This window comes from Mesorhizobium sp. WSM4313 (assembly GCF_002294725.1).
In the GTDB taxonomy this organism is placed as follows: Bacteria; Pseudomonadota; Alphaproteobacteria; order Rhizobiales; family Rhizobiaceae; genus Mesorhizobium.
This window is the reverse complement of the sequence record NZ_NSFT01000004.1, coordinates 423,039-435,227: the sequence shown is the minus strand read 5'-3', so window position 1 is coordinate 435,227 and position 12,189 is coordinate 423,039. Positions and strand designations below refer to the sequence as shown.

Below are 12,189 nucleotides of genomic sequence, written 5' to 3'. Positions count from 1 at the left end.
CATATTTCGGGAGAGCTTTCGCGATGATCCAGGGATGGTTTTCCAGGCCGGTCGAAGTCGCCGTCGGCGTTTCCGGCTCTATCCGGCATATATCCAACGCGGAGCAAGCCGTCGAACTGCTGACCGGCCAATGGCGCGATGCCGGCAGCGCGTTGCATGGCGCGGCGCTGCGCGCCTGCCGCCGGGCGATCCGCGGCGACATCGCGGCGGACAACGCCAGGGAGGCCTTTATCGTCGCCGCGCGCGAGGCGCATGTGCTGGTGGAATAGAGCGTTTTGAAGGCCCTTGGTCGCGCGATTTAGCGGCCCGGATCGCGCGCCAACCGGTGCCCATGAGCCGGTCCGAACGCGGCCTGTCGCCACCTTAAGATTCTTCGGAACCTAATGCGCGATGATTGGTTAACGCGCGGGTTCCGCATCGCCTCGCGAACCTGCATCGGGCGCCCATCCGGCGCCGATTGCTTGCTCTAAAAGACAATCACAAGAACGGAGGAAGTGATGAACGATGTCTGGTTTTCCGAACCAGTCGTGATCGATTTCCAGCCAAACGGCCAGCGCAAGGTATCAAGCTGTTTCGAGGCGATGGAATGCCTCGACCAGCGCTGGCCGGGGCCGGCGCGCGGCGGCGCCTGGCGCTCGGCAAGCCGTGTCTGCCGCGATGCACTCGATGGCCTGCGCAGCCCGGTGGAAGCCCGCAAGACACTGCGCAAGGCAGCCAAGGTCGCCGGCCTGCTGGCGTAGCGCTCGATTTTTCCAATGGCGTCCCACCAGGGGCGTCGCCAAGCCCGTCGCGGTTGCCCATTGCCGCGGCGGGCTTTGCTTTCAATGAGGGCGAAGCGACGCCTGATCAGGCGAAATCGCCAAGCACTTCGGGAAACTGGACCGCCATTGCTCCTTCATCCGCCTGCCGGGCGTAGAGCTGATGCATCTTCGTGCCGTCATATCTGGCCCGGCGGCGCTGCACGTCCTTGCCGAAAAGACCGGCAACAGCATCGAAGCGCCGGAAGAAGCGCTTCATCACGCCGCGCTCGAAGGGTATGCGCTGCTCGAACGGCTTGCCCCAAGGCGTGTCCTTTGCCAGGTCGCGCCATATCCTGAGAGCTTCAAGTTCGACGCCGACCTGATTGCCCCACGGCTTACCGCCCGCGAAATGCCTGGCCCAGGCTTGCGAGAAACGAAACTCTCTCGTTCCAAGCGATTGCAAATTCCAGTTGGGATGCATCGTCTGCCATTTGCCCTCGAAGACGACGTTCAGGGCATTTTGATCGTTCATCTGGCCTTCGACGGCGAGTCTCCGAGCCTCCTGCATGAGTCCCTGTTCGCGCACCGGCGGCATATTGAAGACGATGATGCCGGCGTTGAAGTACGGCGCGCCCGGCTGCATGGACATTTTTTGCCGGTAGGCTAGCCGGAAATACATGTAATCGTCATGCGCTGCGAGCAATGCGGCCTGAAGAGGCTGCTCCACAAGATCGGCAATGTCCCGGTTGAAAAGCACGTCGCAATCGATATGCGCTATGCGGTCGTAAGGTGCAAACTCCGCAAACTGGTCCACAAAGAGCCGGATGAACGTCGCAACGCTGCCTGGGCGAAAGCGGTAGCTGGATGCGGCCATGGATTCAGTTACATCAACCACCCGGACGCGATCCTTCAACAGACGATCGGCGACGCTCTTGTCGGCGTCGCTGGCGCCAAGATGAAGAATGAAACCGTCCGTCGGTTTTTTTGAAACATCCAAAATTCGGCGCGCCGCCAGGCAGGCATAAGGAAAATAAGTGGCGTCAGCCGCTATAAAAAAACAGGAGTTCGTCATCGCTGCCGTCTACCCCGACCGATTGAGGGCGGTGCCTGCCACAAAATGCTTCGCGACGAAAGCTTCGATGGAGCCAGTGAGCATGGCCGCCTCACGTTTGACCTTGTCATCGTCCCAATGCCACCATTGGATCGCCTGCAGCTTCGAGATGATCTCTTCGGGAAAGCGGTATCTTATCAGCCGAGCAGGAGACCCGCCGACGATCGCATAGGGGGGCACATTTTTGGTGACGACGGCCCCGGCGCCGACGACTGCACCATCGCCGATCTCCACCCCCGGCAGGATCATCGCGCCATTGCCGATCCAGACGTCGTTGCCGATGGTGATGCCGGACGGCTTGCCGCCATTGGGGATCGGCTCGGGCTGCTTCAGCAATCGGCTGTAGATTGGAAACGAGGTTGCGCTCTCGGTCGGGTGCTGGCCGGAGCACATGAAAAGCACCCGCCCGGCAACAGAGCAGAAGGCTCCTATTGTCAGCGGAGCGTCCTGCGAGGAAAACATGATCTTCTGCCTTTTCACACCGTAAGAGTGACGGCCAACGGTCACATGCTCCGGCAGTTTGGAACGGACTTCCCTCAGCCATTTGGAAAATGTCGACATCGCAAACCTCCCCTAGCCCATCAGCGACATAGCCGTACATAAGCCGAAGTAGCAAGCGCGAGGTCAGTGACGGGTCGCTCCTTTGCACCAGGTAACGAATCGAACGACTGTACCTTCCCGTCGCGTCGTGAAGGCATGGTTGATACTCGATCCAGCCAAGATTATACCCGCTTCGGTCAAAAGGCGGGTGGACTGTGTTACAGGAAAGTTATCTCGAATTCATACTGCGCTGGCATCTGTACCGCAGGTGGCATCGTCCGCCGCGCCCGAAGCGACAAGCCGAATTCAACTTTCATCAATTGATGAAAGCCACCTCCCCAAACGGCTTGTTTATCGATCTTGGCGCCAATGTCGGCGACGTCACGCGGCACGCCCTCAGCTATGGCATGAAGGTAATAGCTTTCGAGCCCGACCCAACCGCGCTCAAAATGCTGACGCGCCGGTTCGGCGACGACAAACGGGTGACGATCATTCCCAAAGCAGTTGGCGGGTCAGCGCGAAAGGCTACTCTCCATCAGAGACCGGACACTCAGAACATCCGAATGACAGAGTGGTCATCCCTATTCGAGGTGCCCGCACATGCGAAGGGAAGCGCTTTTGAAGTCGAAGTCGTCGATTTGGTGGAATTCCTGAAAGCAATTCGCGACCCCATTGCTATTGTGAAAATGGACATCGAGGGTGCCGAGGTGGAGTGCATCGAGGCCATGCTGGACGAAGGAATCTATCGTTCGATAGGCCGCATCTTGGTCGAGACCCACGAGAGGTTGTCCCCCGATCTGGACGTCAGGATCCGAGCGCTTCGCGAACGCATTTCGCGAGAGAATATCGCTAATATCGATTTGGATTGGGGCTGAAGCAAAGCCCCAAACGCCTGCTGGCCACGCTCCAAGCTGCTTGATTTCCCAGCGACGCCGGGCAAAGAAAACATCGGGACACAGCTATTGCGAGACAGCTTTGGCATTCAAACCGCTCGTTGACAGACTGAGCCGAAGCCGGACGGTTATCCGGTTAAGGGCGCTCAGGAACCAGGTGGTCTACAACGTCTTCGAGCATCGCGGGCGCGCATCCGGGCGTCTTCTTGCGAAGGAATTGCAGGAGGCCGGGGTCTCGCGCGTGTGCGTCACGGTCGCCTTCAACGTGCCGTGGGTGATCGACGCGTTAACGAAGGCGTGGGAAATGCAACCGCCAGGAATGACCTTGGTCGTCGTCGACAATTCGACGAAGATTGCGGCAAGGGAGGTCATTGCCAATGTCTGCAAGATGCGCGGCGTGCCCTATCTTGCCCTGCCGATGCGGGTCGAAAAGCACCTGTCGAGATCGCACGGAACTGCAATCACATGGGCCTTCCACAACATCGTGCGCCACCTCAAGCCGGAGCTCTTCGGCTTCATCGATCATGACTGCTTCCCGGTAACGCCGTTCGACATCCCGTCCAAGCTGGACGGCAAAGCCGTATATGGCCGCAGGGCGTACGGCACCGAAAATCACGTTTACAAGGCCAAGCCGGGCGATCAGCACTGGAATTTATGGGCAGGCTACTGCTTTTATCGGTTCTCCGCCGTGGCCCATCGCAAGCTGAACTTCGAGCCGCGCTTGAACCTCGGCCTCGACACTGGCGGCGCAAACTGGGCGGTTCTCTATTCGAAACTCGCCGAGGCGGATGTCGCCGTCGCAACGCTGGAACAGCGGCCGATGACGATGGCGGGCGCGGTCGGGCGGCATGAGTTTATCGACGGCGCCTTCTTTCACCTCGCCGGCGTGTCATACCCGGAAAGGCCAGGGTACCACCATCGAACGATGGAGCACCGGGAAATGCTTCGGGACTATGTGTGGAACACTTATCTCGGCGGCCCCGCCGGGCAGGCCGTGAACGACTTCTGATCGGATCCGGAGCCGGCCGGATCTCATAAGCCACTGAACAAAATGGCGATCCCGGCAGGATTCGAACCTGCGACCATCGGCTTAGAAGGCCGGTGCTCTATCCAGCTGAGCTACGGGACCGTCGGCCGGCCGGGCCGGCTGAGGCGGGTTACGCCAGGCGACGCAAGACCGGGAGTCAGTGCGTCCAGGGCGTCCTGCGGTCATAGCGGAAATTGTCCGAATAGGAAATCTGCCGGCGCTTGGCTTCCTTCGGCTCTTCCACGCGATAGGCGATCTTTTGCTTCTCGGCATAAGCCACAGCCTCTTCCTTCGTCTCGAAGGTGAGCTTCACCTGGCTCAACATGTCGCCCGAGGTGGTGTAGCCCATCAGCGGGTCGATCTTCTTGCGCTGGGCGGGATCGAATTCCAGCACCCAATGTCCGGTCTTGGCCTTGCCGGACTGCATCGCGGTTTTGGCTGGACTGAAAATGCGCGCGGACATGACCACCTCTTTGCCGCCCGAAGACCGGGCACCTCGTTCAGCGCCATCTCCGAGGATCCCATGGGTAGCCCTGATCTCGCGCCAATCCGTCATTACTGTGCAATGGCCGCGGCGGCAAGGCCGCAAGCGCCCTGGCCGCAGGGAACCTCGCTTTGCCGGCGACATTATCGAAATGTGAGGCGGGTCGACCCGGGCCGCCTTTCCCCGTGAGCCACCACCAAAACGGACGTTTCGCCATGACCCATGCAACCGAACACGCCGTCCTGCAGCTCGCCGTGCTTGTCGGCAGCCTGCGCGCCCAATCCTTCAGCCGCAAGATCGCCAAGGCGCTGGCCGCCCGCGCGCCGGATTCCATGCGCTGCCGCTTCATCGAGATCGGCGACCTGCCCCTCTACAACGAGGATCTGGACGGCGGCAGCCCGCCGGCGGCGTGGTCGACCTTCCGAGCGGCGATACGCGAGTGCGACGCGGTGCTATTCGTCACCCCGGAATACAACCGCTCGATCCCGGGCTGCCTGAAGAATGCGCTTGACGTCGGCTCGCGGCCGTCGGGCAAGAACGTGTTCAAGGGCCTGCCCGCCGGCGTTGTCAGCGTCACACCGCACAAGCTCGGCGCTTTCGGCGCCAACCATGCGCTACGCCAGACCTTCGTCTTCCTCGACATGCCCGTGATGCAGCAGCCGGAGGCCTATATCGGCAATGTCGCGGAGCTGCTCGACGATAAGGGCGCCGTCACCAATGCCGACACCGCCGCCTTCCTCGAGAATTTCATGGCCGGCCTGGAAAGCTGGATCAGGAGGGTGCACCCCGGCGGCTCGTCTTTCGATGCCTTCATGAAGCAGCGCGAGAAGATCGCCGAGGACTATGTCAATGGCGATGCCACCTCGCTGAAGGCGATCGTCACCCACGCCGGACCGGCGACGTTTTTCTCGCCGCGCGGCGACCATCTCGAAGGCGCCGAAGCGGTCGCCGGCCGCTACGAACGCGACGCTGCAAGCTTCCACAAGGGCGGCAACACCGACCTTGAGGTGCTGCAGGCTTCGGCAAGCGGCGATTTGGCCTTCTGGAGCGGCTTGCAGCACGCCAAGGCGCGCATCGGCAAGAACGGCGAGGCGACCGAGATGACCCTGCGGGTGACGGAAGTGTTCCGGCTGGAGGATGGCGCGTTCAAGCTGGTGCATCGCCACGCCGACCCGGCTCATTAGCCGGCGCTTGTAAAAATCCGCGACACAATGCCGGACGTCTCGCAACATCCGCCTATTCCTTTTGGCACGTGAGCGGCATATGTCAGATACATGGCCGTGCCAGTTGAAGGCATGATGGCGACGATAAAGACACCAATGGACGCGGAAGCGAAAGTCTTGCCGTCGGGGGTCGGCGAACCAGCGATACTGGAAGGCGCGATAGTCATCGGCGCGGGCGCCGCCGGGCTTGCCGCCGCTTATGCGCTGGCCAAGGCCGGTGTGACGGTGCAGGTCCTGGAACGCGAGCAACGGCTGGCCGAGCCCTGGCATCGCCGCCACGACAACCTGCACCTCAACACGCATCGCGACCTTTCCTCGCTGCCGGGCGTATCCTTTCCGGCAGGAACGCCGGCCTTCCCGCACCGCAGCGCCGTCATCGGCCATCTCAACGATTTCGCCGAGAGGCACCGGCTGCCGATAGCCTTAGGCGTCAAGGTCGATGAGATCGAATTTCGTGGCGACCGCTGGCTGCTGCGGACAAGCGCGGGCTTGAAGGCGGCGCGCTATGTGGTGATCGCCACCGGGCGCGACCGGCAACCCTTCATCCCGGCCTGGAAAGGCATGGAGGATTTTTCGGGATCGATCATCCACTCGGCCGATTTCGGCAGGGCGAGCGATTATGCCGGCAAGACGGTGCTGGTGATCGGCGCCGGCAATTCCGGCTTCGACGCGCTCAACCATCTTTCCCGCGTCGAGACGGGCCAGATGTGGCTTTCGGCGCGCAACGGACCTTCGCTGCTGCCCAAGCGTATCGGCAAGATCGCCGTGCACCGCATATCGCCGCTCATGGCGAGCCTACCGACAAGGCTCGCGGACGCGGTGATGGCGGCAACGCAGCGCCTGGTGTTCGGCGACCTTACCAAACACGGCCTGCCCCCCGCCCCGGCGGGCGGCGCAAGCCGGCTCGGCTCCGACTATACGGCGATCGCCGCCGACGACGGCGCGGTCGATGCCATCAAGGCCGGACGCATCATCGTGGTGCCGCAATTGCGCGAATTCAGGCGCGACGGCGTCGTGCTGGACAATGGCCAGACGATCGCGCCCGACATCGTCATTGCCGCCACCGGCTACCGCACGGGGCTGGAGACGATGCTGGGCCGGCTCGGCGTGCTCGACGCCAAGGGCGTGCCGTTGTTCAACGGCGCCGCGAACGACCCGAAGCTGCCCGGACTCTGGTTCACCGGCATGCGGCCGAGCATTCGCGGCTGCTTTGCCAATGCAAGGATCCAGGGCGCTGCGATCGCCAAGAAGATCGCCGGCCAGCAACGCTGAGCCGAACGGTCGCTTTTTGACCTTCGTTTTTGTGTTGCCTTCCGGGCGTGCGCCCCCTATACGCCGCGAGACGTCGGAGTGTAGCGCAGCCTGGTAGCGCACCTGATTTGGGATCAGGGGGTCGCGTGTTCGAATCACGCCACTCCGACCATCATTTCCTTCCCGGAAAGAACCAAGCCGGTCCCGCCCCGGCATCTGGCCAGAGGGGGCTCTCATTTGGCAGCCGTGGTCGTGGCGATCCTCGACAGGGACAATTGGGACGCCAACACAGACATCATCGTCGTCGTGGATGGCGCCAGGCGGCGGCTGACATGGGTGCCGCGCGACTTGTGGTCTCCCCTCATAAGCGACCGCATCAACGCGGCTTTCACCATCGGTGGCGGAAGCTTGCTGCTCGATGCGCTTGCTGAACTGGGATTTGCGGCGCAGAGTGCGATCTGCCTCAGGCGTGGCGCAAGCGAAGCCGCGCTTGCCGAAGCCAGCGTCAGGGTGCCGATCCCCGCGCCACTCGATTTCTGGTATCCACTGACACCGACAAGCCGCATCGAAGACGGGCGCCAACAGGTTTCCTTCCGCCCGCCCGCCGAAACGCTAAGGGGCGCCCGTCTTCATCAGTGGATCGGCGCCCGCAGCATGGTCAACGGACAGGGAAGCGACTTCCACCGCATGCGGCGCCAGATCGTGTTCCTGCGCGCGCTCATCGCCCAGGATTTCGATTTCTGCCTTTTGCTGAAGGATCCGGAACTGGTGCGGATCAGCGGCGGCGATCCGCTCTCCCTGCTTGCCCGCGTCTCAACCAGCTGGCGCATGCGGGTGCATGACTGGGTGGACGACGCCGTCATCGACGGCAAGATGGTCCTAGTCCCGCGCAAGCCGAAGCCATGGTGGCGGCGGCAACTGCGCCGGCTACGGGACAGGCTCAAGGGAAAGCCGACCTAGCCCATTTCCGGATCGCTCAAATCGCGCCTTCGACATCCGTCTTGGAGAAATCCTCGCCGACATAGAGCAGCCGGCAAGCGCGGTCCTTCGCCACCTCATAAGCGAAACAGTCGCCGAAGTTGAGCGCCGCGGGGTGGATGCCTTTGCCCCATCGTGCGTAAGCCTCGGCAACACGCCGAGCCGCGCCTTCCGTGACTGGCGCAATCTCGAAGCCGAGCCCGTCGAGCAGGGATTGCACTTCCTCGGCCACGCCGCGTCGTGCGGCAACAATCAGGAGCTCGGCTACGGTTCCGGCCGATATCAGAAGTTCGTCTTCCGTTCCAAGCGCAGCGATACAGGCGTCCGCCGCCGGCTCGTCGAGGACGATGGCGATCAAGGCCGAGGTATCGACCGCGATCATTCCGGCAGGCCGTCGTCGCCGTAGAGGAAATCCTGGCTGCGCGCCGCAGGCGGGCCGGCACTGACTTTCGCGGCGCCGGAGGCCCGGACGGCCTGCAGCAGGCTCCGGCGGTGCTTCCGATCCGGCGCGGACCGTACCGGGACGAGACGCACGGCCGCGTGACCGTGGCGGGTCAGGATAATCTCATCTCCAGCCTCGGCGCGCCTCACCAGTTCGGTCAGTTGCCCCTTGGCGTCTGTCACGGATATCTGCATGACAACCCTATATGGACCATGATTTGGTCCATTAAATAGACCATTTGATAGTCTAGCTCAAGGCCCGCAGTTCGGAGGAACGGTAAACCCGCCGGGCGAGAACCCCAACACCTCGAGCCCGGCGAGCCTACAACCCGATCAGGAACGCGACCGGGACCGGGATCAACCGGCATTGTCTGCCTTGCAAGAGCGATGCCGGAAAGGCCGTTCCGAAATGGGACGGCTAGGCCGCTGGCTCCCACGGGTTGATCACGGAACACACCGGCTGTGGCTTGAATAATCCCTCGCTTCCAACTTTGTCGCCGGTCTAAGCTTTGAACAAAAGGGGATTTCCCATGCCTGTTGTCGAGGCGGTGCTGTCGCTGATCGGCCCGGCCTATTTAGCCTATTACGGCTTTGCCGTTCCGGTCATGGTGGTCTGGGCAATTCTGTGCTCTGCGCTCTGGGTTTGGAACAACCGGCCGAGCAAGAGACCGGGTGGCGTCGCGCGGTCGCGGTCCGCCGGCCTGATGTTTTTCGTCCTTGTCGCCGCCTGTTACATCGCGGCGCACACAGGCGTGTATCTTCTGGCCCAGCATCTGGCCGGGCTATGGGCGTAACCGCCGGGACGCTATCGGTGGCTAAATATCGAACTCGCCCTGCCCTTCGTCCATGGCGCTCACGGTCTCGGCGGCCAAGGCGCGGGTGATCGGCGTCTTGCGTTCGAGTGCGGCGCGGTCGAGGCGCTCGACGACGCGCATGGCGGTCGCGAGCGAGCGCTCGATGCGACGCACCAGATATTGCACCACATGCGGCTCGACCTCGACCTGGCGGTCGGCGAAGAGCTTGGTGATGACGCCGGCAAGCAAAAGGTCGTCGGGCTCGTGGATCTCGACCGTCGACGCCGCCTTCAGCCGCGAGATGAGATCGGGCAGCGCGACGCGCCAGGCGGAGGGGAAACGCCGCGCCGTCAAAAGCAGCGTCGAGCCCGCGCCGCGCACGGCGTTGATCAGGTGGAACAGGCCGTGCTCGTCGACCGCCGCCTTGTCGATGTCGTCGATGAACGCCGGCCTGATGCCGAGCCCAGCAATGTGCTCGCCGATCCGGCCGGGATCGATGGCGACGGCATGCGTCCGATCCTGCCAGATCCGGGCGAGGTGCGTCTTGCCCGAGCCGGGCGGCCCGGCCAGCACGACCACCGGCGACGGCCAGTCCGGCCAGCGGTCGATCAGCGATGCCGCTTGCGCATTGGTGCCCGAGACGACGAGCTCGTCGCGCGAATAGCCGGTGCCGTGGCCGAGATCGAGCGGCAGCTGGCGCGGCGGGTCGGCTGGCTGAGCCGTCATTTCAGCCCCGCGTCGAGCGATGGCCGCCGCCGCGGTCGGCCGGCAATTGCGGCGCGGGCTGTGTGCCGTTGCCCTTGTAAAGCGGCGATTCCAGATAACGGGCGATGGCGAAGCGCACCAGCACGGCAATCGCCGCCGAGGCCGGCACGGCAATCAAAAGGCCGACGAAGCCGAACAGCGCGCCGAAGGCAAACAGCGCGAACATCAGCCACACCGGATGCAGGCCGACGCTCTTTCCGACCAGCCGCGGCTGCAGGATGTTGCCCTCGATGAACTGGCCGACGAAGAACACGCAGGCCACGGCGACCACCATGGTCCAGTCCGGCCAGAACTGGACGAAGGCGACGCCGACGGCGAGCACCAGCCCGGTCAAAGAGCCGACATAGGGGATGAAGGAGATCAGCCCGGCGAAGAAGCCGATGAGGATGGCGAAGTTCAAGCCGGTCAGCGTCAGGCCCGTGGCATACATGGCGCCGAGCACCAGGCAAAGCGTGCCCTGCCCGCGCACGAAGCCGGCAGTGGCGGTGTTGATGTCGCGGGCAAGCGCGCGCACCGTCTCGACATGATCGCGCGGCACCCAGCCGTCGACCTCGGCCACCATGCGGTCCCAGTCGAGCAGCATGTAGAAGGCGACGACCGGGGTGACGACGAACAGGCTCACCACCGAGACCAGCGCCACGCCGGAGCTCCAGATCGAGGTGAAGACGGTGGTGAGCAGGCTGAAGCCCGAGGTGAGCAGCGAATTCAGCCCGTCGCGCAGACCGGCGGCGTTGACGCCGAAACGCTGCTCCAGCCATTTCGGGTCGAAACTGGTGATCAGCGATTGCAGGCGGGTGAGATATTCCGGCAGCTTGCGGGCGAAATCGGCCATCTGGGTGGCCAGCACCGGCACCAGGATGACCAGGGCCAGCACCACCACGACGATGAAGGCAATCAGGATCACCACGGTCGCCATCAGGCGCGAGAGGCCGAGCCGCTGCAGCCAGTCGGCGACCGGGTCGAGGAAATAGGCGAGCACCATGCCGGCGACGAAAGGCAGGAGGATGCCCGAGAAAATGTAAAGGAACAGCGCCAGCAGGACCGCCGTCGCCAGCCAGAAGAAGACCTGGCGGCGAAGCCCGCCCGAGCTGTCGTCGGCCTCAATCACCGCGGCTTCGCCGTCAGGCGCCCGTGTTGGAGCCGCCCGATTTGCCGATGCGCGACTTGATGTCGCCGGTTTGGGAGTTGCTCGTTCGGGAGCCTTCGCCATAGCCGCTCATATGCCTTAGCCAGGCCACGAGATAGGCTGCGGCCGAAGCCACGGTCAAGACCCCGGTCAGCAATATGAGCGCGGTCCGCAACGGGTCCAGGTGCACGGCAAAGGCAAGTTCGCCCAGCACAAGCGCCGCCAGCACGATCTGCGCGGCGGTGTTGGCCTTCGACACGAAGAGCGGCTTGACCTCGACCGGATGGCTCATCACGCTGGACAAGAGCACGGCGCAGACAATGAGCCCGTCGCGCGAGACCACGGTCACCACCAGCCAAAGCGGCAGTTCGCCGGCAAAACCCATGACGACGAAGACCGAGACCAGCAGAAGCTTGTCCGCGATCGGATCGAGATAGGCGCCTAGGCTGGACGACTGGTTCCAGCGACGCGCGATAAAGCCATCGACGCCGTCGGAGATGCCGGCAACGAGGAATCCGGCAAAGGCCCAGTCCCAATGCGCCTGCAGCATGGCGAGCACCACCGCGGGCACGAGCAGCAGCCGCATGATCGTGATCATGTTGGGAAGGGTCACATGATGTCCCGTCGCGATTTTTATTGGAGAATAGATGATGGAGATAAGTAAATTGGGCAAGAGAGGAGCGGCGCTGAAGCTGCCGATCTCCCCTCTTGCAGGGGAGAGGCCTGGCAAGGCAGAGGGGTGCTGTCCCTCGGCATATCGGAGTTCTTCTTTCGCCGTGTCGTCAGAACCATTATCGACGCTGGTATTCCTTCACA

The 12,189-nt window shown here is 62.9% G+C and carries 16 protein-coding genes and 2 tRNA genes; 9 read left to right on the top strand and 9 right to left on the bottom strand.

What is annotated here, in order from left to right; translation table 11 throughout:
* Positions 1 to 23 precede the first annotated feature (23 nt).
* A complete protein-coding gene (locus CK219_RS12805) occupies positions 24 to 269 on the top strand; it encodes a DUF982 domain-containing protein (protein WP_095767103.1) in 246 nt (81 codons plus the stop codon).
* Between the two features lie 228 nt (positions 270 to 497).
* Positions 498 to 740 (top strand): DUF982 domain-containing protein, encoded by a 243-nt coding sequence (locus CK219_RS12800; RefSeq protein WP_095767102.1) that lies wholly within the window; start codon positions 498 to 500, stop codon positions 738 to 740.
* 106 nt (positions 741 to 846) lie between these two features.
* On the opposite strand, the gene CK219_RS12795 is transcribed toward CK219_RS12800, so the two are convergent.
* Together CK219_RS12795 and CK219_RS32590 are read right to left on the bottom strand one after the other, a co-directional pair.
* Positions 847 to 1,812, bottom strand: coding sequence for a glycosyltransferase (locus CK219_RS12795; RefSeq protein ID WP_095767101.1), 966 nt, complete (start codon positions 1,810 to 1,812; stop codon positions 847 to 849).
* A gap of 9 nt (positions 1,813 to 1,821) precedes the next feature.
* Complete coding sequence (locus CK219_RS32590) at positions 1,822 to 2,412, bottom strand: CatB-related O-acetyltransferase (protein ID WP_141245333.1); 591 nt, start codon at positions 2,410 to 2,412, stop codon at positions 1,822 to 1,824.
* Between the two features lie 194 nt (positions 2,413 to 2,606).
* Here CK219_RS32590 and CK219_RS12785 point away from each other — a divergent pair, with 194 nt between their 5' ends.
* Both CK219_RS12785 and CK219_RS12780 read left to right on the top strand, forming a co-directional pair.
* A complete protein-coding gene (locus tag CK219_RS12785; RefSeq protein WP_141245332.1) occupies positions 2,607 to 3,266 on the top strand; it encodes an FkbM family methyltransferase in 660 nt (219 codons plus the stop codon).
* Positions 3,267 to 3,441: 175 nt separating this feature from the next.
* Positions 3,442 to 4,293: a hypothetical protein gene (locus CK219_RS12780; RefSeq protein ID WP_245340465.1), complete on the top strand. Its 852-nt coding sequence runs from the start codon at positions 3,442 to 3,444 to the stop codon at positions 4,291 to 4,293.
* Positions 4,294 to 4,336: 43 nt separating this feature from the next.
* On the opposite strand, the gene CK219_RS12775 is transcribed toward CK219_RS12780, so the two are convergent.
* A tRNA-Arg gene (locus CK219_RS12775) sits at positions 4,337 to 4,413 on the bottom strand.
* A gap of 55 nt (positions 4,414 to 4,468) precedes the next feature.
* On the bottom strand, positions 4,469 to 4,774 hold the full coding sequence (locus CK219_RS12770) for an ETC complex I subunit (RefSeq protein WP_095767098.1): 306 nt from the start codon (positions 4,772 to 4,774) through the stop codon (positions 4,469 to 4,471).
* A gap of 236 nt (positions 4,775 to 5,010) precedes the next feature.
* On the opposite strand from CK219_RS12770, the gene CK219_RS32585 reads away from it, so the two are divergent.
* The 4 genes from CK219_RS32585 to CK219_RS12750 all read left to right on the top strand — a co-directional run bounded on the left by CK219_RS32585 (position 5,011) and on the right by CK219_RS12750 (position 8,229).
* Positions 5,011 to 5,979 (top strand): NAD(P)H-dependent oxidoreductase, encoded by a 969-nt coding sequence (locus tag CK219_RS32585; RefSeq protein ID WP_095767097.1) that lies wholly within the window; start codon positions 5,011 to 5,013, stop codon positions 5,977 to 5,979.
* A 135-nt stretch (positions 5,980 to 6,114) separates the two neighbouring features.
* Positions 6,115 to 7,290, top strand: a complete 1,176-nt coding sequence (locus tag CK219_RS12760; protein ID WP_095767196.1) for an NAD(P)/FAD-dependent oxidoreductase — start codon at positions 6,115 to 6,117, stop codon at positions 7,288 to 7,290.
* A gap of 74 nt (positions 7,291 to 7,364) precedes the next feature.
* Positions 7,365 to 7,441 (top strand) — tRNA-Pro (locus CK219_RS12755).
* A gap of 65 nt (positions 7,442 to 7,506) precedes the next feature.
* On the top strand, positions 7,507 to 8,229 hold the full coding sequence (locus CK219_RS12750; protein WP_141245331.1) for a hypothetical protein: 723 nt from the start codon (positions 7,507 to 7,509) through the stop codon (positions 8,227 to 8,229).
* Between the two features lie 16 nt (positions 8,230 to 8,245).
* Here the strand turns inward: CK219_RS12750 and CK219_RS12745 are convergent, their stop codons facing one another.
* Positions 8,246 to 8,629, bottom strand: coding sequence for a type II toxin-antitoxin system VapC family toxin (locus tag CK219_RS12745; RefSeq protein WP_095767095.1), 384 nt, complete (start codon positions 8,627 to 8,629; stop codon positions 8,246 to 8,248).
* Entirely contained in the window at positions 8,626 to 8,883 is a 258-nt protein-coding gene (locus tag CK219_RS12740; protein ID WP_095767094.1) for a type II toxin-antitoxin system prevent-host-death family antitoxin, read from the bottom strand. Before CK219_RS12740 ends, CK219_RS12745 begins: the two co-directional genes overlap by 4 nt.
* A gap of 335 nt (positions 8,884 to 9,218) precedes the next feature.
* Here CK219_RS12740 and CK219_RS12735 point away from each other — a divergent pair, with 335 nt between their 5' ends.
* Positions 9,219 to 9,482, top strand: a complete 264-nt coding sequence (locus tag CK219_RS12735) for a hypothetical protein (RefSeq protein WP_095767093.1) — start codon at positions 9,219 to 9,221, stop codon at positions 9,480 to 9,482.
* Positions 9,483 to 9,503: 21 nt separating this feature from the next.
* On the opposite strand, the gene hdaA is transcribed toward CK219_RS12735, so the two are convergent.
* The 3 genes from hdaA to CK219_RS12720 are packed head-to-tail and all read right to left on the bottom strand — an operon-like array spanning position 9,504 to position 11,986.
* On the bottom strand, positions 9,504 to 10,208 hold the full coding sequence (gene hdaA, locus CK219_RS12730) for a DnaA regulatory inactivator HdaA (RefSeq protein ID WP_095767092.1): 705 nt from the start codon (positions 10,206 to 10,208) through the stop codon (positions 9,504 to 9,506).
* Position 10,209: 1 nt separating this feature from the next.
* Positions 10,210 to 11,355, bottom strand: a complete 1,146-nt coding sequence (locus tag CK219_RS12725; protein ID WP_095767091.1) for an AI-2E family transporter — start codon at positions 11,353 to 11,355, stop codon at positions 10,210 to 10,212.
* 13 nt (positions 11,356 to 11,368) lie between these two features.
* Entirely contained in the window at positions 11,369 to 11,986 is a 618-nt protein-coding gene (locus CK219_RS12720; RefSeq protein ID WP_095767090.1) for a CDP-alcohol phosphatidyltransferase family protein, read from the bottom strand.
* Positions 11,987 to 12,189: the final 203 nt, after the last annotated feature.

Excerpts from the sequence above, each read along its gene's own strand:
- CK219_RS12805 (WP_095767103.1), top strand. The coding sequence starts at position 24 with ATGATCCAGGGATGGTTTTCCAGGCCGGTCGAAGTCGCCGTCGGCGTT.
- CK219_RS12800 (WP_095767102.1), top strand. The coding sequence starts at position 498 with ATGAACGATGTCTGGTTTTCCGAACCAGTCGTGATCGATTTCCAGCCA.
- CK219_RS12795 (WP_095767101.1), bottom strand. The coding sequence starts at position 1,812 with ATGACGAACTCCTGTTTTTTTATAGCGGCTGACGCCACTTATTTTCCT.
- CK219_RS32590 (WP_141245333.1), bottom strand. The coding sequence starts at position 2,412 with ATGTCGACATTTTCCAAATGGCTGAGGGAAGTCCGTTCCAAACTGCCG.
- CK219_RS12770 (WP_095767098.1), bottom strand. The coding sequence starts at position 4,774 with ATGTCCGCGCGCATTTTCAGTCCAGCCAAAACCGCGATGCAGTCCGGC.
- CK219_RS32585 (WP_095767097.1), top strand. The coding sequence starts at position 5,011 with ATGACCCATGCAACCGAACACGCCGTCCTGCAGCTCGCCGTGCTTGTC.
- CK219_RS12760 (WP_095767196.1), top strand. The coding sequence starts at position 6,115 with ATGGACGCGGAAGCGAAAGTCTTGCCGTCGGGGGTCGGCGAACCAGCG.
- CK219_RS12745 (WP_095767095.1), bottom strand. The coding sequence starts at position 8,629 with ATGATCGCGGTCGATACCTCGGCCTTGATCGCCATCGTCCTCGACGAG.
- CK219_RS12740 (WP_095767094.1), bottom strand. The coding sequence starts at position 8,883 with ATGCAGATATCCGTGACAGACGCCAAGGGGCAACTGACCGAACTGGTG.
- CK219_RS12735 (WP_095767093.1), top strand. The coding sequence starts at position 9,219 with ATGCCTGTTGTCGAGGCGGTGCTGTCGCTGATCGGCCCGGCCTATTTA.
- hdaA (WP_095767092.1), bottom strand. The coding sequence starts at position 10,208 with ATGACGGCTCAGCCAGCCGACCCGCCGCGCCAGCTGCCGCTCGATCTC.